Genomic DNA, 23760 nt, shown 5'->3' with positions numbered 1-23760 from the left:
TCAGCCGATCCCGACCCTGCGGCGTGCCGTGATCGTGCCATCGCCTGCGGCCTCGATCCTCGCGGCGGCGTCTTTCAGCGGTTCATAGGCCACGGCCATGTGATGGGCATTGGCGTGCAGCAGCATCCGCTCATTCGCCATGATCCCGACATGTCCTTTCCAGAAGACCAGATCGCCCCTTTGCAGCGGCTCGCCATATTGCAACTCGCGGCCAAGGGCTTCCTGCTGCTGGTCGCTGTCGCGGGGGCAGGCCACGCCACATGCCAAAAGCGCCGTCTGCACCAGGCCGGAGCAATCGATGCCCCAACGGCTTGTCCCGCCCCACAGATACGGTGTGCCAAGAAACAGATCGGCAACGCCCACCATGTCGCCGAACCGGGCCGTGATGGGCTGCAGATGCGATCTGGGAATGAAATGACCGGTGTGAATGCGCAGGAACCTCTCGCGCTCCGCACGCACCCGGACCCGGGAGCCGAAAAACACCGAAACATCCGGTGGCGCCTTGAAATCCGCCTTGGGGTAGAGATGCGTGGCCGGTGCGACGACCCAATGGGTCGGGTCCTCCGGTTCGGTCAGCGCGCCCGCAACCATGTAGCCCACATAGCCATCCCGCTCACACTGGCCGAACGCCGCGCCGTCCTTCGCCTCCAGCACCAGAAACCGCTCTCCGAAAACCAGTTGGCTGATGCGGTTCCCGTTGGGCTGGTCGGTGATATTGGCCATCGGTTGCTGCACCATGGTCCAGCGGCCCTGCACGAATTTCTTGGCGTCGATCTTCCCCTGAAGAGAGACATGGGCGACGCGCCCGTTGCTCGGGGTCATTCGCGGGTCATTCATAGGCCCAGCACCTTCGGCAAGGCCTCGAACAGGCAGCGCGCGCCCTGGCCGACGCCGCCCTTGGGCCGCGCCGGAGCTGCGCTGGGCTGCCAGCCATAGATGTCGAAATGAGCATAGCGCGCGGTGTCGGCCACGAAGCGGCGCAGGAACAACGCGGCCGTGATCGAGCCCGCAAAGCCACCTTTCGGCGCATTGTCCAGATCGGCGATGCCCGGTTCGATCATGGTTTCGTAGGGTTCGTGGAACGGCATCCGCCAGACCGGATCCGCCACCTCCCCCGCGGCTGTCGCCAGCGCCGCGGCCAGGGCCTCGTCATCGGTGTAGAACGGCGCAAGGTCCGGGCCTACGGCAACCCGGGCCGCCCCGGTCAGCGTCGCCATCGAAACCAGCAGATCGGGGGGTGTTTCGCTGGCCAGTGCGAGAGCATCGGCCAGCACGAGCCGACCTTCGGCATCGGTGTTGTTGATCTCGACGGTCAGCCCGTTCCGCGCGGTCAGGATGTCGCCGGGCCGGAACGCATTCCCCGCAACGGCGTTTTCAACCGCCGGGATCAGAACCCGCAGGCGCAGAGGCATGCCGGCAGCCATGATCATCCGCGCCAGGCCCAGCACCGTGGCGGCCCCGCCCATATCCTTCTTCATCAGGCCCATGGAGGCGCTTGGCTTCAGGTTCAGCCCGCCGGTGTCGAAACACACGCCCTTGCCCACCAGGGTCAGGGCCGGGCCGCTCTCGCCCCAGATCATGTCCAGCAGTCTCGGGGGGCGCGCGGCGGCGCGGCCGACCGTATGGATCAGCGGCAGATTGGCCGCGATCAGCGCCGCGTCCTCGGTGGAGTTCACCTCGCCCCCGTAGCGCCCGGCAAGCCCGCGCAGTGCGGCCTCCAACGCATCGGGGCCCATGTCCTCGGCGGGCGTGTTGATCAGGTCGCGCGTCAGAAACTCCGCCGCGGCGATCTGTTCCAGCCGGTTGGCATCACAGCCGTCCGGGGCCACCAGCGCCGCCTCCGGCCCCGGCTGCGTCCGGTATCTGTCAAACCGGTAGCCGGCCAGCAGATACCCAAGGGCGATTTCGTGACCGGCGGCGCCGTCGGGCGGGGCGGCGATGCGGTAGATGCCTTTCGGGAGGCCCGCAATAGCTGCCCCCGTCGCGAACCGTTCGCGGGCCCGGTCCCGCGCTGAGCCAAGACCGACAAGGGCCATTGCCGGCCCACCCTCCGCATCGGCGAGACTGACGGCCTCGCCCGCTTTTCCCGAAAAGCCCAGATGCGTGACCCATGCGCGCTGAGCGTCGGTCAGGGACGGGAGCCTATCGGGAACATCATCGGGTGCAAGCAGATGGAGCGGGATCGCTTCGGCGCTGTCTTCGGCAAATCGGGCGGACATCGGGCAGTTTCCTTGTGTTGCGCCACCCTAGCGCGCCCGATTTGCGCTGCAAGCCCCATCAGCCCGACAGATCCTCCAGATCCCAGACGGCAAGGATCGACCGTTCACCGACCCGTTGCAGCCGCGCCAGCGTCGCGGCAAGTGCGACCGCGTCTCCACGGGCGTAGCTTGCCTCGACATCGCGGGCCACGCGCGCCAGCGTTGCCATGCCGATCTTGTCGGAAGCCGATATCAGCTTGCCCAGAAAGCCCGCCAGTTGCGCGATGCCATGCCGGTCCCCGACCGCTGCGATTCTTTCCAGCAGAACCCCGATCTCTCCAAGGGCATTCGCCACCTCGGATTCCGCCTGCACCTCACCCAGTTCGGCACATAGTTTTTCCAGCCGATCCGGATTGAACCGGGCAGGCTCCTCCACCCGCAAAATCGTTACGGATCGCTCCATTGCTCACTCCACTTCTGCCCCCACGGCACGGGCAAACTGGCCCGAGCTTCTGAAGAAACGATTGAGGCGCGGCGGAAAAACATCTCGAAATTGCACTGAATGCGCATTAGTTGCGTAGCGCCCAAAGGAAAGTCGAGACATGCACCGCGTCAAAACCCTGCCATCCTACCTGATGAGCCGTTACAAGGGCTGGAAAGAAACCACATTTGTCGAAAATCGCGACTGGTTTCAGCGGCTGGCGCAAGAGGGTCAGCATCCGCGCGCAATGGCCATCGCCTGTTGCGACAGCCGCGTCGCGGTCACATCGGTTTTCGGCCAGCAGATCGGCGAAATCTTCGTGCATCGCAACATCGCCAATCTTGTGCCGCCCTACACGCCCGACGGCGAGCACCACGGTACAGCGGCAGCGGTGGAGTTCGCGGTGAAGGTGCTCAAGGTGGAGCACATTCTGGTTCTGGGGCACTCCAATTGCGGGGGCGTCAGGGGCTGCATCGACATGTGTTCCGGCGCCGCGCCCGAGCTGGAGCAGAAGGAAAGCTTCATCGGTCGCTGGCTCGATGTTCTGCGTGTGGGGTATGAGCGGATCGGCGACATCGAAGACCCCGCATTGCGCCAGACCGCGCTGGAGAAAGAGGGCATTCAGGTCTCGCTGGAAAACCTTCTGAGCTACCCCTTCGTGGCCGAGGCGGTGGATCGGGACGAGTTGAGCCTGCACGGGCTGTGGGCCGAACTGGCCGATGGTGACCTTGAGGTGTTCGACGGGACCGTCAGGCGTTTCGTCAAGAGCTAGGCCCCTTTACCTGACGTGAGTCAGCGACTATCCCCGCGTGAAGCTTGGCAAAGGCGGCCCCATGGACGGCATTCTGGCACTTGCGGCGGATAACCTGATCTCGCCGATCATCCTGTTCTTCGCATTGGGACTTGCGGCGGCATTCGCGCGGTCCGATCTGTCCGTCCCCGAGGCCGTCGCCAAGGGCATGTCGCTCTATCTGCTCTTTGCCATCGGGTTCAAGGGCGGGGCCAGCGTTGCCGCGCATGGGCTGGATGCAACCCTGATCATGTCGCTCATCGCGGGCGCGATCCTCTCCTTTGTGATCCCGTTTGTGGCCTTTGCGCTTCTGCGGGTCATGACCGGGCTGTCCGTTATCGATGCGGCGGCGGTCGCCGGGCATTACGGGTCGATCTCGATCGTGACCTTCGTCGCCGCAAGCTCCGTCATCACCAGCGCCGGTCTGGACAGCGAAGGCTACATGGTTGCCGTCGCCGCCATGATGGAGGCCCCCGCGATCCTGTCGGCGCTCTGGCTGATCGCGCGGTTCGGTAGCGCCGGACAGGGCGGCATGGAGCCGGGGCTGATCCGGGAGATCCTGCTGAACGGTTCGATCGTTCTGCTGGTGGGTTCATTCCTGATCGGCTGGATCACGGGGCAGGAAGGGCTCGACCTGATCGCGAGTTTCATCGTCGCGCCGTTTCAGGGTGTGCTGTGCCTGTTCCTGCTGGATATGGGGCTGGTCGCGGGGCGGGGCCTGCGCGAAGCCCGTGGCGTGCTGCGTCCGCCGCTGTTCCTTTTCGGGGTGATGATGCCGTTGATCGGGAGCATGTTTGGCCTCGCCGCCGGGGTGCTTCTGGGCCTGTCGACCGGTGGCGTGCTTCTTTTCATGACCCTATCGGCCTCGGCGTCCTATATCGCGGTCCCGGCGGCAATGCGCGTGGCCTTGCCCGAGGCAAACCCATCGATCTATCTGACCCTCTCGCTCGGGGTCACGTTCCCGTTTAACCTGACGCTCGGCATACCGATATATCTGGCGATTGCCCGCACTGTCACCGGAGGCTGACACCAATGCAAACCCACAAAGCGAAACGGGTCGAAATCGCCATCGAATCGGTGATGGAAAGCAGGTTGTCCGACGCGCTGATCGAAGCGGGCGTCACGGGGTTCACGATCCTGCCCGTACTTGGCGGCTCGGGCCGGTCCGGTCGGTGGAGCCGCGAGGGTCAGGTCAGCCGCGCGGGCGGTATGGTCAGCGTTGTCTGCATTATACGGCCCGAGAAACTGGATGACTTGCTGGATGCAGCCTTCAGCGTGGTGGATCGTCATATCGGTGTTGTCAGCGTGCTCGATTGCGAGGTCCTGAGGGCCGAGCGGTTCTAGGTAGTGTGCCCGCCGTGTCCGAATGGCCTGTCAGGGCGCGGTAAGCGGTTCGGGTTGCGGAACCGGCGGGATCTCTTCGCCGAAGCGGCGCTCGCAGGTCGATCACCCCGGAATGAGGCTTCGGAACTCCAACCGCTCTCGCCCCGGGGGCGGAAGACATGGCCCGCAAGCCCGCACTGTTTTTGCCATTTCGGGCCCGGGCGCTAAGTCCGGTCCGCTCGTCCATCGCACACATGCCGTGTTCACATGGCGCGCTTGTCTGGTGGGGCTCGCCGGGCCGGATATGACCAGCGGCGCAATTCCGGGCGCTTCATGATAGTCTGGCAGCACGAAACGGCAGGGAGGTTGTGTCATGCGCCTGGTTCGAAATCTGTTCATTGGCCTGGTCGTCCTGGTCATTTTGCTTGTGGCGGGGGCGTATCTGTTGCCCCGGAATGTCGTCGTCGAACGCCAGATCACGATCGACGCGCCGCCGGAGGAGGTGTTTCCGTTGGTCAATTCCCTTCGACGGGGACAGGAATGGTCGCCCTGGATGGCGCTTGATCCGAATGTTCAGGTCACCCATAGCGGGCCCGAAGCCGGGGTCGGCGCCACGATGGAGTGGAGGTCCGATGAGCCGAGTGTCGGCGATGGCCGTCAGGAAATCGTCGAAAGCGTCGAGAATGAACGTGTCGTGACGGCGCTGGATTTCGGCGACATGGGCACGGCCGAAGCCTGGTTCGATCTGGCCGGGAGCGGGGGCGATACGACCGTCACCTGGGGCCTCGACATGGATATGGGGAACAATCCTATCGGTCGCTGGATGGGGTTGACGATGGATGGACTGGTGGGAGGCGACTACGAGACGGGTCTGGCCAATCTCAAGGCGCTGGCCGAGGCCGGATAACCCGCTGGCGGCCCTCAAGGCCGCCAGCTCAACACCTGCCCCTCGGGCCAGGCGAAGCTGACATCCATCCGGAAATCCTGCGTCTCCCCGGGGGCGAGGGTGATGTCCCATGCCACCACACCGCGCAGATCGTCGACATCGCGCGCGGAGGGTTGCGGGGTGAGCGTGACATCCACGTCCAGATCCTCTTGCTCCGCGAAGGGTGTGGCGTATAGTACGCGGACTTCTTCGGCGCTGTCGGAGGTGTTCTCGACGGTGAACCCGACCCGCCGCTCCTGCGTGTTCGATTGCACGAAAATGCCCCGGTCGCCTTCGTCCAGCGACAGATCCTGCCAGGTCAGGCGCAGATGGTCGACAGGGCCGAACGCAAGCTCCTCGGAGGCGCCGACTGGTATTGTCATCTCGATCCAATCGCTACCGATCAGTCCGCCATCGCGAAAGAACAGGGCCTCGCCCGGCAGGATCGGCTCGCCGCTGTCATTGTCGAACTCCGCGACCAGAAAGGCGGTCATGTCGCTCCGCGGCACGGCGCGATTGGTCAGTTCCGTCTCGAAGGTCAGACCATCGAGGGGCAGGATCGTTTGGCCTGTCGCACCCACGGAAACCGGGCTGCTGTAGCTGTAGCTGACTTCAAGCCCCAGAAAATCGACCGCGGCGGCTTCATCGGCGACAACGACAGGTTCCATGGCGGGGGCACCGCCACTCAACATGGCTTCGGACATATCCATTGCACCGCGCAGGGTCGGTTCGGGGCGCGGCTCATGAATGCGCGCGGGCTGTGGGTAAAGGTCGCTTGGTTCTCTTTGCCGGAACGGGTTGGAGGTTGAGAAGGTAACCGCCACATTCTGCCAGAGCTCGCCACTGTCGACGGCGAGCGAGATGAACCGGTCGAGCGACAGAGCGCCCGTTTCACTGTCGAGATGCCATTCGTAGCTAGGGGACCAGGCAATGTCTTGAGCGAAATGCTCCAGCGTCAGGTCGAGTGTCGTTTCCGAGGCGGCGGTAACCTCGATGGCCAGACCGTCGACCGTTGCTCCGAAAGGCCGCAGCGCGGCCAGCCTCTGCTCGGCACTGCGCAAATCGGTCTGGCGGGCGTCAAGATCATCGGTCAGGTCGCGTCGGGCGACCAGTGCGGCTTGCAGGTCTTCGGCGACCCGTGCGGTTTCTGTGCCGATCGCGCCAAGATAGATGGCAAGATCATTCGGGTCATCGGGCATCTCCGCCCCGTCTTCCCCGCCCCGCGCCAAAGCTTCCAGATAGGCGATCTGCAGATTTGCGCCGCGTATATTCGCATCGGCACGGGCAATTCTGTCCTCCGCCATCTGCACCGCCTCTTGCGCGGTATCGACCGCGTCGCGGGCGCGGGCCTGTGCGGCGGTGTCCAGCGCGCCCTCGGCCACCGGAACGCCGAACACCTCACTCGGTACGCCCAGAACCACATCCGCCTCGGTCGAAACCTGCGGCACTTCGCCGGAACCGCCGGGCAAGGCGACGATCACCCGATGGGTTCCCGCCGGTACGGTGACGGTTGTGGTGCGGCTGATCTCGGCCGAAGTGATATAGACGGTCGCCCGGGCGATATCCGCGCGGGTCACGATATCGTCCGCATGGGCCGCGGTGGCCACGATCAGGGCAAGAGCGGAAACGGTACAACGCATCGGGGAAACCTCCGGGAAAGATCATCCCGCAAAGCTTCCCCTGACTGCGCCGGTTATACAATAACCAGTTCCGGAAAGCTCAGCCCTTCTTCAGCATCCGGTTGCCGAGCGTCTCCGCTATCTGGACCGCGTTCAACGCTGCACCCTTGCGCAGATTGTCGGACACGCACCACAGGTTCAGACCGTTGTCGATGGTACTGTCCTGCCGGATGCGGCTGATGAAGGTCGCATAGTCCCCCACGCATTCCACGGGTGTGACGTACCCCCCGTCCTCGCGCTTGTCGATGACCATGATACCGGGGCTTTCCCGCAGGATATCGCGCGCTTCATCCTCGTCGAGGAACTCTTCGAACTCGATGTTGATCGCCTCGGAATGGCCGACGAAAACAGGCACGCGCACGCAGGTGGCGGTCACCTTGATCTTGGGGTCGACGATCTTCTTGGTCTCGGCGACCATCTTCCATTCTTCCCGTGTCTCGCCGCTGTCCATAAACGAGTCGATATGCGGGATCACATTGAAGGCGATCTGCTTGGTGAACTGATCGGGGGCCTTTTCCTGCCCGGGTACATACATGCCCTTGGTCTGGTCCCACAGCTCATCCATGCCACCCTTGCCGGCGCCGGAAACCGATTGATAGGTCGACACGACGACACGCTTGATTCTGGCGCGGTCGTGCAGCGGCTTCAGCGCCACCACCATCTGCGCGGTCGAGCAATTCGGATTGGCGATGATGTTTTTCCTGGCATAGCCGTCCACGGCCTCGGGGTTCACCTCCGGCACGACGAGGGGAACGTCCGCGTCATAGCGGTAAAGCGAGGAGTTATCGATGACGACGCAGCCCGCCTTCGCCGCACGCGGCCCGTAGATTTTGGTTGCCTCGCTGCCGATGGCAAAGAGCGCGATGTCCCATCCGGCGAAATCGAACGTGTCCAGATCCTTTGTGGTCAGGGTTTTATCGCCAAAGCTGCACTGGGTTCCAAGCGACTTGCGCGACGCCAGCGCCACGATTTCATCGATGGGGAACTGGCGCTCGGCCAGTATGTTCAGCATTTCGCGGCCCACATTGCCCGTGGCGCCGGCGACGGCGACTCGATAGCCCATTGTCATATCCTTCAGGTCTGGATGCGCGGCACATAAAGGATGCTATCGCAAAGGAAAAGCCCCATGAGCCTTGACTTATGCACGGCAAGGCCGCATGTGCCTCTCAAGCATTCTGCGCTGCCGCGTGAGCAGCCGCGCATCCGCGCGACAGAATGAAGATCTCTCCACAGCCCCCATCACGCAGGGTCTGACGATCTGGCCGGTCTGCACGGGAAACGCCCGTGTCGTCCTAGCGCCGGATCGCACCCTTCGACGCCGCGCAGTGCCGCGGCTCCGACCCATGTTATCGCGCGGGCCAGCCGGTTCCGCGCAAGAAAGGTACTATTTGTTCGATTTCGATATGCTCGGCCTCTCGCCGACCCTGATGACCGCGCTGAAGAAAACCGGTTTCAAGGAACCCACCCCGATCCAGAACCAGGCGATCCCGCTTGCGCTGGACGGCCATGACATCCTGGGCCTGGCGCAGACCGGCACCGGCAAGACCCTGGCCTTCGGCCTGCCGTTGATCGAGCATCTGCTTGCTCTGCACGGCAAACCCGACCCCAAGACCGCCAAGGCGCTGATCCTTGCGCCGACCCGCGAACTGGCCAATCAGATCGCCGAGAGCCTTCGGGCCTTTACCACCGGCACGCCGCTGAAGGTGCAGGTCGTTGTCGGTGGCCAGTCGATCAACGCGCAAATCAAGCGCATGGATCGCGGCACGGACATTCTTGTCGCCACGCCCGGCCGCCTGATCGACCTGATGGATCGCGGTGCGGTCAAGCTGCACACGGTGCAGCATCTGGTTCTGGACGAGGCCGACCAGATGCTCGACATGGGCTTCATCCATGCGCTGCGCCGGATCGCGCCGAAACTGGGCACCCCCCGCCAGACCATGTTGTTCTCGGCGACGATGCCGAAACAGATGGAAGAGTTGTCGAGCGCCTATCTGACCAACCCGCGCAGGGTGCAGGTTGCCCCGCCCGGCAAGGCGGCGGACAAGGTCACCCAGTCGATCCATTTCATGGAGAAACCGGCGAAACCGGCCAAGCTCCGCGAAATCCTCTCCCGCGATCCCGAGGCGCTGACCCTTGTCTTCGCGCGCACCAAGCATGGGGCGGAAAAGCTGATGAAGGGTCTCGTGGCCGACGGGTTCAACGCAGCGTCGATCCACGGCAACAAGTCGCAAGGGCAGCGTGAACGGGCGATCAAGGCATTTCGCGACGGTCAGATCAAGACGCTGGTTGCAACGGATGTGGCCGCGCGTGGCATCGACATTCCGGGCGTCGCCTATGTCATCAACTTCGACCTTCCGGATGTCCCCGACAATTATGTTCACCGCATCGGTCGTACCGCGCGCGCCGGTCTTGAGGGGGAGGCGATCACCCTGTGCTCTGCCGAGGAAATCGATCTGCTGAAACAGGTTGAAAAGGTGATGAAGCTGGAAATCCCCGTCGCGGGCGGGACCCGTCCGGCCGCCGTGAAGTCCGACAAGCCGCGTCGCGGTGGTGGCGGACAGCGGCGTCGCGGCCCGGGCGGCGGCAACGGGCAGGCCGGCAAGCCCCAAGGCAACACCGGCAGCCGCAAACCGCGCCGGCCCCGTCGCCACGCCGCGTGAGCGTAGCGGGCGCCCGTCGCGTCCTTGCCCTGAAACATCCCCGCCGGAGATCTCCCGAAAGAGGCCTCCGGCGGGACCGTATCGGCCTTAGCGGAACAGCAGGATCGGCACCTTGCAGGACCGGATCATCTCGGTCGTTGTCGATCCGATGAACAGGTTCCGGATCCGGGAATGCCCGTAGGCGCCCATGATCAGCAGATCGAAATCATGGGCTTCGGCCCGTTCGGCGATGACCGTCTCGGGCTCTCCGGCCACGACCTCGGCCGTCACCTGATACCCGGCGCCCGTCAACAGCGCCGCGGCCCCTTCGATCCCGCGTCTCAAGCCGGTGCTTTCGGTGCCGACGGTCAGAAGATGGATGCCCAGCCCGGCAAAAAGCTCCGAACGGGCGATATGATCAATCGCCTTCAGGGACGATCCGCCGCCATCGAAGGCCACCAACAGTGTCTTCACAGGCTGAAACGCCCTTGAGGTCACCAGTATCGGTTTGGTCGAGGAGCGGATCACCCGTTCCAGATTGCTGCCCAGATGCATCTTGGCGAAATCGGCCGCTTCGCCGCGCTTGCCGACGATGATCAGTTCGGCCTCCGTTTCCATCTCGCGCAGGGTCTCCACCAGATCCCCCATCCGAAGTTTGGATTGCGCCGCGACCCCCTCGGCGGCGACGCGGGCCACGGCATCCTCCAGGATTGCCTGCCCGCGCTTGCGGGCCAGCTTGGCCTTTTGCGCGTCAAGCTCCGCCAGTTCGTGCAGCAGCGCCGTCCGTGCGCCCAGTCCGATATTGCCCGACAGGTTGCGCGGATCGGTGCTTTCATCCCGGCGGCCGATCACATGGACGATATCGACAGGCCAGCCCTTCCCCTTCGCGACCCATGCCGCATGGTCACATACGCTTTGCGAATAGATCGACCCGTCGACCAGTGCGATGATCTTGCCCATCGGTTCCCCCCTCAATGTCCCATCAGCCGGTCCATGGCGCCCGGTTTGTCATGTTCGGCCAGCCGGTCCACGATGGTCTCGGACGCCTCGTTCAGGCCTTTTATCTCGACCTCGGCACCATCCCTGCGGAACTTGAGCACCGCCATGTCCAGCGCGGCAACCGACGAGATATCCCAGATATGGGCGCGGGTGACGTCGATCACCACGCGCTCCAGCACCTCACCGAAATCGAAGGCCGCGGCGAAGGCGTCGGCGGAGGCGAAAAACAACTGTCCCTGCACGTGATAGGTCCGTGTCATGCCATCCGCCGACAGCTCGGACGTGACCCGGAAGAGCTGCGCGATTTTCCCCGCAAAGAAAATGCCCGACAGCAGCACACCGGTCAGCACGCCGATAGCCAGGTTGTGGGTGTAGACCGTCACCACCACCGTTGCCAGCATCACGATGGAGGAGCTGCGCGGATGATCCCGCAGGTTGGCAATCGACGACCAGCTGAACGTGCCGATGGACACCATGATCATGATCGCGACCAGTGCGGCCATCGGAATGATCGACACGATATCGCCCAGAACCACGATCAGGATCAGCAGGAACACACCCGCGGCAAAGCAGGACAGGCGCCCGCGCCCGCCCGATTTCACATTGATCATCGACTGGCCGATCATCGCGCAGCCTGCCATGCCGCCAATGAAGCCGGTCGCGGTATTGGCGAGGCCCTGGCCGATGCATTCCTGGTTCTTGTCCGATTTCGTATCCGTCAGATCGTCGACGATCTGCGCGGTCATCAGGCTTTCCAGCAACCCCACGGCAGCCACGGCGGCGGAATAGGGCAGGATGATCTGCAAGGTTTCCAGTGTCAGCGGGATATCGGGGATCAGGAACACCGGCAACGTATCCGGCAGCGCGCCCATATCGCCCACGGTTCGCAGATCCATACCCACCATCAGGGCCAGACCGGTCAACACGACGATACAGACAAGCGGGGAGGGGATCGCCGTCGTGACGTAGGGAAACAGGTAGATGATCGCCAGACCGCCCGCCACCATGACATATGTCAGCCAGGGCACCCCGATCAGTTCGGGCAGTTGAGCCATGAAGATGAGGATCGCAAGCGCGTTGACGAACCCGGTCATGACCGAGCGGGAGACAAACCGCATGACTGTGCCGAGCCTCAGAAACCCGGCCGCGATTTGCAGGAGGCCGGCCAGAACCGTCGCCGCCAGCAGGTATTGCAATCCGTGATCGCGAACCAGCGTCACCATCAACACCGCCGTGGCCGCCGTCGCAGCCGAGATCATGCCCGGTCGCCCGCCCGCAATGGCGGTGATCACCGCGATCGAGAAGGACGCATAAAGCCCGATCTTCGGGTCCACGCCCGCGATGATCGAAAAGGCGATCGCCTCGGGGATCAGGGCGAGCGCGACAACCAGACCGGACAGGAGATCGCCGCGGATATTGCCAAGCCAGTCGCCCCGCATGCGGGACAGGAAATCAGGGGACATGTTTCGGGGTGTCTCCGCCAGAACCGGTGCCGCGTGCGGCACGTCAAATGCACGTATGCGGCAGGCCATACCGGCCCGGGCCCGGGTTTGGCCAGAGCTTTGGCCCGAATACTGCCGTCAGTGGCGCACAAAGCTCAATCCGTGCGATCCTGAGCAAAGAGATAGGGCAGACATCCCAAAAGCACGACCAGCCCGAAGACACCGAACAATGTGCCAAACGCATCGGCCGGCGGCGCATCTGTGGAAAGCCATGCAAAATACGGGCCGCTGGCAAACTGCATCACGCCGGCGCCGCCCATGCCGAACAGGTTCAGCAGGCTCACCCCGCGCCCTGTCAGATGGGCTGGCAGGAAGCTGCGCCCATGGGCGATGACCATCGGGTAGGTTGCGCCGAACAGGCCGATGGCCGTCACCAGCATGACGGCGGTCCAGTAGCTGCCCGCCGGAAAGATCCACAGCACAAGACAGCAGAGAACCACCACCAGATTGCCGGCGAGAACCACCCGTTTTCTGGTGCCGAACAGCCGATCCAGCGGGGCGTAGGCCAGATTGCCCGCCGCCATGGCCAGGCCCATGATCAACGTGACGGTTCCGATCTGGGCAAGCACCGCGCCATAGACATCGGTCATGTAGGGTGCGATCCAAAGCCCCCTGATCCCGGCGGCGGGGGCGTAGCAGACGAACATCATCGGCAGGATCAGCCAAAGGCCGGGTATGCGCAGCACGTCCAGCAAGGAGCCCTTGGGTTCGCCATCGGGCTTGGCCGGATCGCGCACCAGCAGCGCCATGGCGAGGGCCACGGCCAGGGTCATCCCGGCCAGGGCCCATACCGTCTCGCGCCAGCCGAAAGCGTCGATCGCGCTGGCCATTGGCAGGGCGCTGGCAATGTTGCCGAGCGAGCTGACGCCGACGGTAACGCCTGCCAGTGTTGCAAACACCGCCGGCGAATAGACCCGCGCGAAGATGTAATAGCTGGCCATCAGGACGGGCGAACATCCGATGCCGATCAGGACCATTGCAATCTGGATCGCGCCCGGCCCCTGCGCCATGGCAAAAACTGCGGCCCCTCCCGCCCCGCAGAGACCGAAAAGAGCCGCCGCGGTCACTCGCGGCCCGATCGTGTCCAGCGCCCAGCCCACCGGGATCTGCATGATCGCGAAGGCCGCGAACCACAGGCCGGAGGCGCGGGCCAGATCCTCCGCCCCGGCCCCGATTTCCGCGCCCAGAACCGGGGCCAGAACCGCCAGAAAGGCGCGGTAGAACTGGCTGAGCACATAGCCCAGCACCAGAAATGCCAACCCGGCTTTCATCTCATGGCCCCTTCTGCGGTCTCTTCCGGCACCCTGCCTTCTGGCGCAGGGGGCGGCAAGGGCGCGTGTTTCAATAGTTTTTCCGATTCTTTTAGTCGGATATTCTTGACACCTCGAGAGGGATGAGGTTCAAAACCCCCACCCAACCGACAAAAACGGTCAGGTAATATCGAATTCCAGCAACGGAGCGTCCTAGATGACCCGCACACTTGCCCTTCTGCTCGGCACAATCATCGTCGCGAGCAGCCTGACAGCCGCCCAGGCTCAGGAACTGAACCTCTATTCCTCCCGCCATTACGACACCGACGAACGGCTCTATTCCGAATTCACGGAGCTGACCGGGATCGCCATCAACCGGATCGAAGGCAATGCCGATGAACTGATCGCGCGGATGGAGGCCGAGGGCGAGAACTCGCCCGCCGACGTGTTCCTGACCGTCGACACCGTCCGCCTCGCGCGCGCCACCGATATGGGTTTGCTGCAGCCGGTGGAAAGCGACGTGCTTGAGGCGCGCATTCCGGCCTATCTGCAGGATGACGAAAACCACTGGTTCGGTTTCTCGCAGCGCTCGCGGATCCTGTTCTACGACCGTAACGATGTCGAAAACCCGCCGCGGACCTATCAGGATCTCGCCAACCCGGAATATGAGGGCATGGTCTGCATCCGCTCCTCCTCCAACGTCTATACCCAGAACATTGTTGCCGCGCTGATCGCGCATCTGGGTGTCGAGGCGACCCAGGAATGGGCCACCGCCGTGGTCGGCAACTTCGCCCGCGACCCGCAGGGCGGCGACACCGATCAGCTTCGCGGTATCGTTTCGGGGGAGTGCGACATCGCGATGTCGAACACCTATTACTTCGGTCGCGCCATCCGCACCGAGGTTGACGGCCTGTCCGGCTCGCTCGACATGGTCGGGTGGGTGTTCCCGAACCAGAACGATCTGGGCGCGCATATGAACATCTCGGGTGGCGGTGTCGCCGCGCATGCGCCAAATCGCGACAACGCCATCGCCTTCCTGGAGTATCTCGCCAGCGATCAGGCGCAGGAATACTTCTCCGCGGGCAACGATGAGTATCCTGCGGTCCCGGGTGTGGCCCTCAGCCCCTCGGTCGCGTCGCTTGGCATCTTCCGCCCCGATACGATCGATCTATCGGAAATCGCCGACAATGTGGACGCCGCGGTGGATGTGCTGAACAACGCCGGTTGGGAGTAAGCCCGGCCAAAAGCCACCGACAGATATCGCGAAGCGGGTGCCCATGTGGCGCCCGCTTTTTTTTGCTCTGGCCTACGCTTCGAGCTGCCCGCTGCCGGTGCGCCGTGCCGCCCGGCCGACCCGGGCGTCCCGCCCGATGCTCCAGCATAGAAGCGTTACCGGGATCAGCCCGACGGCGACGATCACGAGGCTTGGCACCGCGGCCTCATGCAGGCGCTCGTCCGAGGCCAGCCGGTGCGCCTGCACCGCCAGGGTGTCGTAATTGAAAGGCCGCAGGATCAGCGTCGCGGGCAGTTCCTTCATCACATCGACAAACACGATCAGCAGCGCCGTCAGCACCGCGGGTCTCAGCACCGGCAAGTGGATGCGCCGCAGCATCGGTATCGGGCTCTGGCCAAGGGTGCGCGCCACCGCGTCGACATTGGGGTTGATCGTCGCCAGCCCGGAATCGTAGGTGTTGAGCGCCACGGCCATGAAGCGGACCATATAGGCCACGATCATCAGCCAGATCGACCCGGTGATCAGCAGCCCGGTGTCGATCCCGAAACTGGCCTCCATCATCCGGTCGATGGCATTGTCGAGCGCGGCGAAGGGAAAGAGCAGGCCAACCGCGATCACCCCGCCCGGCACCGCATAACCGATCCCCGCCACGCGGGTCGTGGCCTTTGCGCTCGGCGTCGGATGCAGGCGCGCGTTGGAGCCGAGGAACACGGCGGCGGCGACCGTGAGGATCGCGGCGATGCTCGCAAGCGTCACCGAGTTCTGCAAAAAGGCCAGATAGCGCGGTGTGAACAACAGCTCGCCCGAGTCCCAGCCGAGCGTGATCAGCAGGATCGTGGGCAGAAGGAACCCGAGCAGGACCGGCAACGCGCAAAACACGAATGCGCCGACCGAATGCCGCCCGGTCAGCGTGATGGGCTCCATCCGCTCGAACCGCCGCCCGGCATCGTGGTGACGCAGGTGCTTGCGTTGCGAGCGCTCCAGCATGGCAAGGGCCAGCGCCACGACAAGCAGGCACAGCGCCAGTTGTGCCGCGCCCGCCCGGTCGAAGAGGCCGAACCAGCTGACATAGATGCCGGTGGCGAAGGTCTGCACGCCGAAATAGGCGACAGTGCCGTAATCGGCGAGGGTTTCCATCAAGGCCAGAAGAACGCCACCGGCGATGGCAGGCCGCGCGATGGGAAGGGAAACGTGGTAGAACGCGCCCCATGGCCCGCGCCCGAGCGTTCGCGCGGCGATATAGGCCGTCGCCGATTGCTGCAGGAACGCCGCGCGGGCCAGAAGGTAGACGTAAGGATAGAGAACCAGCGTCAGCATCGCCGCCGCGCCGCCAAGAGACCGGATCTCGGGGAACCAATAGTCGCGGGGGCCCCAGCCCATCACGTCGCGCAATGTCGTCTGCACCCATCCCGGATGATCGAGGAAATCGGTGTAGGCATAGGCCAGCACATAGGCCGGGAAGGCCAGCGGCAGGGCAAGAGCGATTTCGAGAACGCGCCGGCCGGGAAAGCGCGTCGCCGTGACAAGCCATGCCGTACCGGAGCCGATGATCGCGGTGCCAAGGCCCACCACGAGGATCAGGATGCCCGTCGTGGCGGCATAGCGCGGCAGTACCGTTTCGCCCAGACGGGTCAATGTCTCCAGCCCGCCGGTCAGTGCGGCCAGAACCACCGCCGCCATCGGCAGGATGCACAGGCCTGCCGCCAGCCATGCCAGCGCGCCAAGCCGTCTGGAGGAGGAGTAGCGTCGTCCCATGTACCTGCTCTAGGCGATGGATCGCGCCGCGCACAAGACTGTCCGACGGATTTCCTGACATATTTGCTCGGATAGTGGCTATTGGTCGCCGTCCCGCCGTTGCGGGGGGTTGCCCCGATGGCGGAACTGGCTTCAGCTATGTCCGATACTCATCGTCAGGGCTGTTCCCATGCGTTTTGCAATCGTGTCTCTTCTTCTGCTCGCACTGTCGGGTTGCGGCGTCTTCGCGCCCAGCTACAGGGATCAGTCGGTGACCATCGCCTCCAACGCGAATTTCGATCCGGCGCGCTATGCGGGGCGGTGGTACGAAGTGGCGCGGTATCCCAACCCGTTCCAGGCCGGTTGCGCCGGTGCCATAGCGGAGTATCAACCGCGCCCCGGGGGCGATATTGCCATTCGCAACACCTGCCTTGATGAAACCGGCGTGCCGACCGACGACATAAGCGGACGGGCCACCATCGTCGGACCCGGCCGCCTGTCGGTCCGGCTCTCCGGCGTGCCGGTGGCCGCGCCCTACTGGGTCCTGTGGGTTGATGAAGGGTACCGCACCGCTGTGATCGGCCAGCCCGACGGGCGCGCCGGCTGGATCCTGAACCGGGAGCCCGTGATCCCGGCCGATCGCCTTGCCGCCGCGCGCGAAGTGCTGGCCTTCAACGGCTACGACCTCTCCCGATTGCAGGCCAGCGGGGCGATGGCCGCGCGCTAGCCCGGCGCGGCGAAAACCGGCGCGAGATCGGCTTGCCGGCCCGGACAACGGGGCGTCGACACTTCAAACAGCGCCTGCATAGTGACCAACGGACCGCGGATCGCGCCGTCAGGGCGGGCATACCGGAGTTCGCCGGGCGCCCGCGCGCGCAAATACACGCCGTGCCCGGTCCCCATGTGGTGAGGGTTTGGGCTATGTGCTAGTTTCCCTGCGCTGCCCCCGTGCCGCGATAGCGGTGTTTTACCCGGCCATTTAAGGTTGAGACCCGTGTCACGTGATCCGAGTTGGGAAGATATCCGCGTATTTCTGGGCTACCTCCGCGCGGGATCGGTCGCGAATGCGGCACAGGATCTCAAAATCAGCGGCCCCACCGTCAGCCGACGGATAAATTCGCTGCAAAAGGCAATCGGGTTCCCGTTGCTCAGCCGTTGCAACCAGGGTTTGGAGCTGACGCCGAACGCTCAGAACCTTGTCGAGATATGGCAGGAAGCCGAACGTCTGCTTTCCAACGCGCCCGATCTTGCAACCCGCATGCGCGACACTCAGCGGATCGAATTGCGGTTTTCCACCACGCCCGCCTTGGCCAATGCGCTGATATTTCCCAATATCGAATCCTATATGGAACGCTGGCCGAACGTGATGATCGATGTGGATACATCGTTTCGGATTGTCGATATCGGCTCGGGGCAGGGGGATGTCGCGTTGCGATTTGTCGAACCCGAACGCGGCGCCGTCGTGCGGCAGCGCGTCGGCTCGGTGTCCTTCAACGTCTATTGCGCCGAAGGGATCCTGCCGGACGGGTTCGAACCCGTGGATGCGTGGCAGGCCCTGTCGGAAACCGGGCTTCGCGGCATTACATGGACGCCGGGCACAAGTGTGAGCATGCCTCAGCAAAAGCTGAGTGAAGTGCTCAGTGCGCGGCGCACCGGATTGGCGATATCGGAGTACACCGGGCTGGTGGACGCGATCCAGAACGGTATCGGCGCAGGTATCTTGCCGGATATCGTGGGCCAGCGACTTCCCGGCGTGCGCGCCCTGATGACGCCGGGCGTGGTGGGCACGATGCCGCTTTGGCTTGTCACCGCGGACAGGTTGTCCAGCTATCGCCATATCACGGAATTTCGCGACTTCATCCGCAAGGCGATCAGGAAGGAGTCCGCAAGCATCATGGCGGCTCGGGGCGGCGATCCCACCTAGGGGGCGCGTGCTCCGATGCCGCCATATGCTTCCGCCGCGAGATCAGCCGGCTTTCACCGCCTTCCCCTCGGTATAGCGTGCGCCGACGACCGCGTTGGGCGAGAAAGCTGCGGAGAGGCGATCAAGCGCGGCCCGATCGACGCTCAGATCGACGGCGGCGGCATTCTGCTCCAGATGTGCGATCTTGCGCGCGCCCGGGATCGGTACGATGTCACCGCCCTGATCGAGCAGCCAGATCAGCATCAGCTGCGGTACGCTCACACCGGCCTCCGCCGCGACCTCGTCCAGCAGATCGAACAAAGGCGCATTGGCATCGAAGCTGTCTTGCGTGAACCGTGGCAAGGTCCGGCGGAAATCATCCGCGTCCAGCTTGGGCGGTGCACCTGTCTTGCGCAGCAATCCCCGGCCAAGCGGCGAGTAACAGACCAGGGTGCCGCCGGTATCCCGAATGACAGGCAACACTTCGTCCTCCACCAGCCGGGTCCAGAGCGAGTATTCCGACTGTACCGCATCGACCGGAGCCACCGTATTGGCGCGCGTCAACTCGTCAGCCGTGGGTTCGGAGAGGCCGATCGCGCGGATCTTGCCGGCGGCCTTCAGCTCGGCAAGCGCGCCCATGCTGTCCTCCACAGGAACGTTCGGATCGACCCGGTGCAGATAGTAAAGATCGATCACGTCGATCCCCAGCCGCCGCAGGCTGTCGTCGCAGCTTGCGGTGATGTAGTCGGGAGTGCCGCAGCGCTCCCGCTTGAAGTTTCCGTCCGACATGATCTCGTCGGTCCGGACGATGCCGCATTTGGAGGCGATCAAGGGGGTATGGCTGGTCTGGGCGATGAACCGGCCCAGAAGTTCCTCGTTCCGGCCATCTCCGTAGAGATCGGCGGTATCCAGCATGGTGACGGCATAATCCATCGCGCGCTCCAGCGTGTAGATCGCCTCGGCCTCGTCAAACGCACCGTAGAACTCCGACATCGCCATGCAGCCCAGTCCAAGCGTTGAGGTGCTGAGCCCGGATTGTCCTATTTGCCTGGTTTTCATGGATCTTTCCTTTTCAGTTCAGAGGATTTCAAGAAGGATCACGCCGCAGCTGAAGCCCACCCCGGCCGAGACGATCAGAACGCGGTCGCCGCTGTGCAGAAGGCCTTTCGCGCGGATCTCCGCCAGACCGACCCAGCCATCGGTGGTGCCCAGATGGCCGTGCGTCCTGCCGATCTCCCAGCCGGATCGCTGCCCGAGCGCGCCGAAGACCGCCTCATATGTCGCATCGCGGACGGAGGCCCCGACAAAGGGCGTGAAGAGCCAATCCGCAGGGCCTGTCCAGTCCGGGCTGGACAGCAGTCCGGTCTTCAGACGATCAAGCGCCCGGTTCAGCGGCCCTGCGAAGCCTGCATGGCCATGCGCCGCCAGAAACGCTTTTTTGCTGCGGCGCACATCGTATTCGCGGCGCCAGCTATCGGGCGTTTCATCGCTGGGCGCGGCGTCGCGGTGCAGCTCTTCCAGATCGGGGGCACCGTCAAGCGCCAGATGCAGAACCCGGGCGAACCCGCCCCGGCGGGACAGGACCACGCCTGCCGCCGCGTCGCCGTACAAAAGCCCGTAATCCGATTGCCAGCGGTCAAAACCCGATGCCTCGAACCGGTCCGCCCCGACCAGCAACAGCTGCCCGTCGGGACGTCGATCGCAAAGCGGTCCAAGTGCGATCATGGCCTGAAGCAAGCCATTGCAGCCCTGGTTCACGCTCAGCGCCGGAACATGCCCGCCGATATCCAGATGGCGCTGCACCCAGGATGCCGGCGCCCATAACCGCGGCTGGCCGTGACGATGGATCGACGTATAGGCCAGCCCGGACAGATCGATGCCGCGAAGACCCGCCTCCGCAAGCGCGTCCTTTGCGGCGGCAAGGCCCATTTCGTAAGATGCGCGCACAGGCTCCCGGATGATGGAGACATAGCCGTCCGCCTCGGCGCGGTCTTTTTCGTACCGACCTGCCCGAACCGCGTCGCTGACCGAAAGCCGGTCCGGGCCGGGCACTGCGCCAAGGCCGGCAATGAAAAGCGGATCAGCCATCCGCGGACGCGCCTGCGGCGAACAGCTCGCCAAGCCTGTTGGACACCGCGCGATCGCGGAGCGACCGGTCAACCGCCGCAACATAGCCGTCCGGTCGGACCAGAACCCGCGCGACCGGCCCCAGCTTCGCGCGCTCCCGCGTAGTTGCGGGGCGCACCGTCATAGGGCCTGCGGTTTCGCCGGGGCGGTAATAGCGATTGTCGTCCAGCCTGATCTCGTCGACGGGCCATGCACCACCTAGTGCATCGCCGCCCGACAGGTGCAGCACCAGCATCCGGCCCGGCGCCAGCAGGTCAAAGAGGTCGCCGCCATCGGCCAGCCGTACCCATGGCAGCCGCTTGCCCGGGGCGACCGGATCGGGCCCGGTCCCATAGGCGATCCGCAGTTGCGCCATCGCCTCGATCAGCACTCGGGGTTGCCAGAAACGGCAGAGAACCGGTGCGACGAAGCGGAATGCGATCCGATGCAGAAGATTGGGCGAATTCATCAGGCGCAGGGCACGGTCCGTGCCATTTGCGACGCTGAGCGCGATGCCGCGCCGTTCCTGGCCGTAGCTGTCCAGCAGGCCCGGGGCCGGCCCGTGGTGCGAGACGGAGAGCTTCCAGGCCAGATTGGCCGCATCCTGAATACCCATATTCATACCCTGCCCGCCGGCGGGCGAGTGAATATGCGCGGCATCGCCTGCCAGAAACACCCGGCCGGTCATGAACCTGTCAGCGACACGTTTCTGCATCTTGTAGGAGACGACGCGCGACGGATCATAAAGGCGCGTATCGGGGAACAGCCCGTTGCGGCGCAGGAAATCGGCAAAGGCATCAAAGCTGATCTGTGCGCCCGATGCCAGATCGGTGCTGGCCATACTGTCCGGCCCGACCAGCCGATAGGCGCCGTTCGGCAGCGGGATCGCCGCCAGAACGGACTGGTTGGCCATGATCACATGGGTTGCGTCCGTGGCCAGCCGGTCTTCGGCGATCCTGACTTCCGACAGCACGAAACGCGCGTCATAGGTGAGCCCGGAAAAATCTATGCCGAGGGATTTGCGCACGACGCTCGCGGCGCCGTCGCAGCCCACCACATAATCATGCCGCATGGTCTTGCCCGCGGAATGGACGACAACGCCATCGGCATCTTCCTCCAGACTGCGCAGGGTGGTGTTCCACTCCACGTCCCCGCCAAGGCTGCGCAGCTTGTCATAAAGCAGCCGCTCGGTGATCGATTGCGGCAGGATCAGATAGAAGGGATAGGCCGTGTCGCGGCGCAGAATTTCGAAATCGAGAGAGAAGAGCGCGCGCGTCTTGTCGTGAAATGTCATGTAGCGGGTGACACGGCCATGGCGGATGAACGCCTGGGCCAGGTCCAGCGATTGCATCACCTCAAGCGTGCGGGCGTGCACGCCCAGGGCGCGCGAGTCGCCGACGGGGGCCGGTTTGCCATCGATGATGCGAAACGGCGTCCCGGCGCTGGCCAGAAGACAGGCCAGCGTCAGGCCCACGGGCCCCGCGCCGACGATAAGAACGCGTTGATCGGGTGTCATGGCGTCGCCTCCGCATAAAGAAAGCTTTGTAGGCCGTTCAGGCAATGGCGTGCCGCGCCCGCATCAAACCGTTGCGCCTGGCCGTGTGGGTCGATCTCTTCATTGGTGAAGCCGTGGCGGGCATGCCCGAGGGCCAGGCTGATCCAGTCCACGCCCGCCTCGGTCATCTCGGTCTGGAAGGCGGTGATGTGCTCCATGCCTATGATCGGGTCCGACGCGCCGTGGATCGCGACAAAGCGCGTGTCGCTTGCCAGCATGGTGATGGGCTTTCTGCTTGACGGGATGCCGTGCACGCTGGCGACCGCCGCCAGATCGGCATCCGCCCGGCCCATCTCGAAGCTCAGCGCCCCACCGAGGCAATATCCCACCACATGCAGGCTTCGCGGTGTGATCGAGAGCGTCTCGCACAGGGCGCTGATATAGGTCGACAGATTGCCGCGCAGGGCTTCAGGGTCGCCCAGGGTCCGGGCGATCCAGATCTCGGCATCTCCGCCGTATTCCCGGGGCCGATAGGCCTCTCCGTAAAGGTCGCTGACCACCACATTGCATCCATGCGCATCGGCAATCTCGATGCCGCGGCGCATGGCATAAGCGGTCTGATATCCCCGCCAATCGGGTAGGATCAGTACCGTGCGCCGCGCCTGCCGGTCGACGAAAACGCCGCCATAGCTGGCCGCGCCGGTTTCGAACCTGATATCTGTCATGGCTGACATCGCTTCAGGCGGCCTGCGCACCAAAGGCACGGGCGTGAAACGGCATTTCCTTCAACGCCTCGAAATGGGCGGCCAGCTTTGGCCGGGATCTCAGCAGCCTGCCGTCGATCCGATCGGCCCAGTTCAGCATCACCAGCAGGAAGAAATCCGATGATGTCAGGTTTTCGCCAAGGGCGAAGGTCTGATTGCTGACCCGCGTCTCCAGCATGTCCAGCGCCTTCGCGATCTCGGCGTCGGACATGGCGCGAACGGCCTGCTGCGCAGCCGGATCCTCCGCAGACCGATCGGGCCGGAACCTCAGCAGGAAGGCATTGTAGACGGATGTGGCGAGAAAGCTCAGCATCTCGTCGTTGCGGGCCCGCATGGCCGGGGTCCGGCCCAGCATCTCCGCGGCAAAGCTGCGCGCAAGATGGTTCAGGATGGCGGTGGTTTCGGTCAGCGTCAGGCCTTCGTCGGTCACCAGCGTCGGCACCGTCCGGCTGGGATTGACCGTCGCCAGATCGGCGTCGTGATCGCGTCGTTCCCGCAACTCGACCGGCAGGCCAAGATGGGCGCAGAGCGCCACGACCGCATCCGAGCATGAACCGTTGATGGTATAAAGCGTCATTTCCGTTGGCATCGGTACCTCCTTACCTGGATGTCTCGGGCAACATCCGGCAAGCCCGGGCGCCAAACAACGCCGGATAGTGAAACGGCTGTTTCAATATTTTGGGGGTCACCCGCCAAATTCCTGCCCCGATACTCGGTTCATCCGTCGAGTAAAGGAGG

At 64.1% G+C, this 23760-nt stretch carries 22 protein-coding genes; 8 read left to right on the top strand and 14 right to left on the bottom strand.

Annotated features, from left to right (window positions below; all coding sequences use genetic code 11):
- The 3 genes from ACQ651_RS15650 to ACQ651_RS15640 are packed head-to-tail and all read right to left on the bottom strand — an operon-like array spanning position 1 to position 2661.
- The gene (locus tag ACQ651_RS15650) at positions 1-822 is read right to left on the bottom strand and encodes an NlpC/P60 family protein (protein ID WP_430449783.1); all 822 of its coding nucleotides are present in this window, start codon (positions 820-822) and stop codon (positions 1-3) included.
- 11 nt (positions 823-833) lie between these two features.
- A complete protein-coding gene (locus ACQ651_RS15645) occupies positions 834-2219 on the bottom strand; it encodes a leucyl aminopeptidase family protein (RefSeq protein WP_430449782.1) in 1386 nt (461 codons plus the stop codon).
- A gap of 58 nt (positions 2220-2277) precedes the next feature.
- On the bottom strand, positions 2278-2661 hold the full coding sequence (locus tag ACQ651_RS15640) for a hypothetical protein (RefSeq protein ID WP_227285712.1): 384 nt from the start codon (positions 2659-2661) through the stop codon (positions 2278-2280).
- Between the two features lie 139 nt (positions 2662-2800).
- On the opposite strand from ACQ651_RS15640, the gene ACQ651_RS15635 reads away from it, so the two are divergent.
- The 4 genes from ACQ651_RS15635 to ACQ651_RS15620 all read left to right on the top strand — a co-directional run bounded on the left by ACQ651_RS15635 (position 2801) and on the right by ACQ651_RS15620 (position 5699).
- Positions 2801-3451 carry a carbonic anhydrase gene (locus ACQ651_RS15635; protein ID WP_227285713.1) on the top strand — a complete coding sequence of 217 codons (651 nt, stop codon included), beginning with the start codon at positions 2801-2803 and terminating at the stop codon, positions 3449-3451.
- A 61-nt stretch (positions 3452-3512) separates the two neighbouring features.
- A complete protein-coding gene (locus ACQ651_RS15630) occupies positions 3513-4496 on the top strand; it encodes a sodium-dependent bicarbonate transport family permease (protein ID WP_227285714.1) in 984 nt (327 codons plus the stop codon).
- 5 nt (positions 4497-4501) lie between these two features.
- Positions 4502-4813 (top strand): P-II family nitrogen regulator, encoded by a 312-nt coding sequence (locus tag ACQ651_RS15625; protein WP_121897474.1) that lies wholly within the window; start codon positions 4502-4504, stop codon positions 4811-4813.
- Positions 4814-5165: 352 nt separating this feature from the next.
- On the top strand, positions 5166-5699 hold the full coding sequence (locus ACQ651_RS15620) for an SRPBCC family protein (RefSeq protein ID WP_227285715.1): 534 nt from the start codon (positions 5166-5168) through the stop codon (positions 5697-5699).
- 14 nt (positions 5700-5713) lie between these two features.
- Here the strand turns inward: ACQ651_RS15620 and ACQ651_RS15615 are convergent, their stop codons facing one another.
- Entirely contained in the window at positions 5714-7357 is a 1644-nt protein-coding gene (locus tag ACQ651_RS15615; RefSeq protein WP_430449781.1) for a mucoidy inhibitor MuiA family protein, read from the bottom strand.
- A 79-nt stretch (positions 7358-7436) separates the two neighbouring features.
- Positions 7437-8459, bottom strand: a complete 1023-nt coding sequence (locus tag ACQ651_RS15610) for an aspartate-semialdehyde dehydrogenase (protein WP_227285717.1) — start codon at positions 8457-8459, stop codon at positions 7437-7439.
- 325 nt (positions 8460-8784) lie between these two features.
- On the opposite strand from ACQ651_RS15610, the gene ACQ651_RS15605 reads away from it, so the two are divergent.
- Positions 8785-10056: a DEAD/DEAH box helicase gene (locus tag ACQ651_RS15605; RefSeq protein WP_430449780.1), complete on the top strand. Its 1272-nt coding sequence runs from the start codon at positions 8785-8787 to the stop codon at positions 10054-10056.
- A gap of 87 nt (positions 10057-10143) precedes the next feature.
- Here ACQ651_RS15605 and ACQ651_RS15600 read toward each other — a convergent pair whose 3' ends face one another.
- From ACQ651_RS15600 to ACQ651_RS15590, 3 genes are all read right to left on the bottom strand, one after another.
- The gene (locus ACQ651_RS15600; protein ID WP_430449779.1) at positions 10144-10995 is read right to left on the bottom strand and encodes a universal stress protein; all 852 of its coding nucleotides are present in this window, start codon (positions 10993-10995) and stop codon (positions 10144-10146) included.
- An 11-nt stretch (positions 10996-11006) separates the two neighbouring features.
- The gene (locus ACQ651_RS15595; RefSeq protein WP_430449778.1) at positions 11007-12497 is read right to left on the bottom strand and encodes a SulP family inorganic anion transporter; all 1491 of its coding nucleotides are present in this window, start codon (positions 12495-12497) and stop codon (positions 11007-11009) included.
- A 134-nt stretch (positions 12498-12631) separates the two neighbouring features.
- Complete coding sequence (locus ACQ651_RS15590) at positions 12632-13807, bottom strand: MFS transporter (protein WP_430449777.1); 1176 nt, start codon at positions 13805-13807, stop codon at positions 12632-12634.
- Positions 13808-14003: 196 nt separating this feature from the next.
- On the opposite strand from ACQ651_RS15590, the gene ACQ651_RS15585 reads away from it, so the two are divergent.
- The gene (locus ACQ651_RS15585; protein WP_430449776.1) at positions 14004-15020 is read left to right on the top strand and encodes an extracellular solute-binding protein; all 1017 of its coding nucleotides are present in this window, start codon (positions 14004-14006) and stop codon (positions 15018-15020) included.
- Between the two features lie 72 nt (positions 15021-15092).
- Here ACQ651_RS15585 and ACQ651_RS15580 read toward each other — a convergent pair whose 3' ends face one another.
- On the bottom strand, positions 15093-16775 hold the full coding sequence (locus ACQ651_RS15580; protein ID WP_227285722.1) for an ABC transporter permease: 1683 nt from the start codon (positions 16773-16775) through the stop codon (positions 15093-15095).
- 169 nt (positions 16776-16944) lie between these two features.
- On the opposite strand from ACQ651_RS15580, the gene ACQ651_RS15575 reads away from it, so the two are divergent.
- Positions 16945-17481 carry a lipocalin family protein gene (locus tag ACQ651_RS15575; protein WP_227285723.1) on the top strand — a complete coding sequence of 179 codons (537 nt, stop codon included), beginning with the start codon at positions 16945-16947 and terminating at the stop codon, positions 17479-17481.
- Positions 17482-17748: 267 nt separating this feature from the next.
- Positions 17749-18678 carry a LysR family transcriptional regulator gene (locus ACQ651_RS15570; protein WP_227285724.1) on the top strand — a complete coding sequence of 310 codons (930 nt, stop codon included), beginning with the start codon at positions 17749-17751 and terminating at the stop codon, positions 18676-18678.
- A gap of 42 nt (positions 18679-18720) precedes the next feature.
- Here ACQ651_RS15570 and ACQ651_RS15565 read toward each other — a convergent pair whose 3' ends face one another.
- Genes ACQ651_RS15565 through ACQ651_RS15545 form a run of 5 tightly spaced genes read right to left on the bottom strand, consistent with a single transcriptional unit; the run spans position 18721 to position 23611 of the window.
- Positions 18721-19716: an aldo/keto reductase gene (locus tag ACQ651_RS15565; RefSeq protein ID WP_430449775.1), complete on the bottom strand. Its 996-nt coding sequence runs from the start codon at positions 19714-19716 to the stop codon at positions 18721-18723.
- 18 nt (positions 19717-19734) lie between these two features.
- Positions 19735-20745, bottom strand: a complete 1011-nt coding sequence (locus ACQ651_RS15560) for a 3-oxoacyl-[acyl-carrier-protein] synthase III C-terminal domain-containing protein (RefSeq protein WP_227285726.1) — start codon at positions 20743-20745, stop codon at positions 19735-19737.
- Positions 20738-22279, bottom strand: a complete 1542-nt coding sequence (locus ACQ651_RS15555) for an FAD-dependent monooxygenase (RefSeq protein ID WP_430449774.1) — start codon at positions 22277-22279, stop codon at positions 20738-20740. The genes ACQ651_RS15560 and ACQ651_RS15555 overlap by 8 nt, the downstream gene beginning before the upstream one ends.
- Positions 22276-22983, bottom strand: a complete 708-nt coding sequence (locus ACQ651_RS15550; RefSeq protein WP_227285728.1) for a dienelactone hydrolase family protein — start codon at positions 22981-22983, stop codon at positions 22276-22278. Before ACQ651_RS15550 ends, ACQ651_RS15555 begins: the two co-directional genes overlap by 4 nt.
- Positions 22984-22996: 13 nt before the next feature.
- Positions 22997-23611, bottom strand: coding sequence for a glutathione S-transferase family protein (locus tag ACQ651_RS15545; RefSeq protein ID WP_227285729.1), 615 nt, complete (start codon positions 23609-23611; stop codon positions 22997-22999).
- Positions 23612-23760: the final 149 nt, after the last annotated feature.

It is taken from the genome of Rhodophyticola sp. (assembly GCF_965284195.1).
Taxonomy (GTDB): domain Bacteria; phylum Pseudomonadota; class Alphaproteobacteria; order Rhodobacterales; family Rhodobacteraceae; genus Rhodophyticola.
This window is presented reverse-complemented; position numbering and strand designations above follow the sequence as displayed.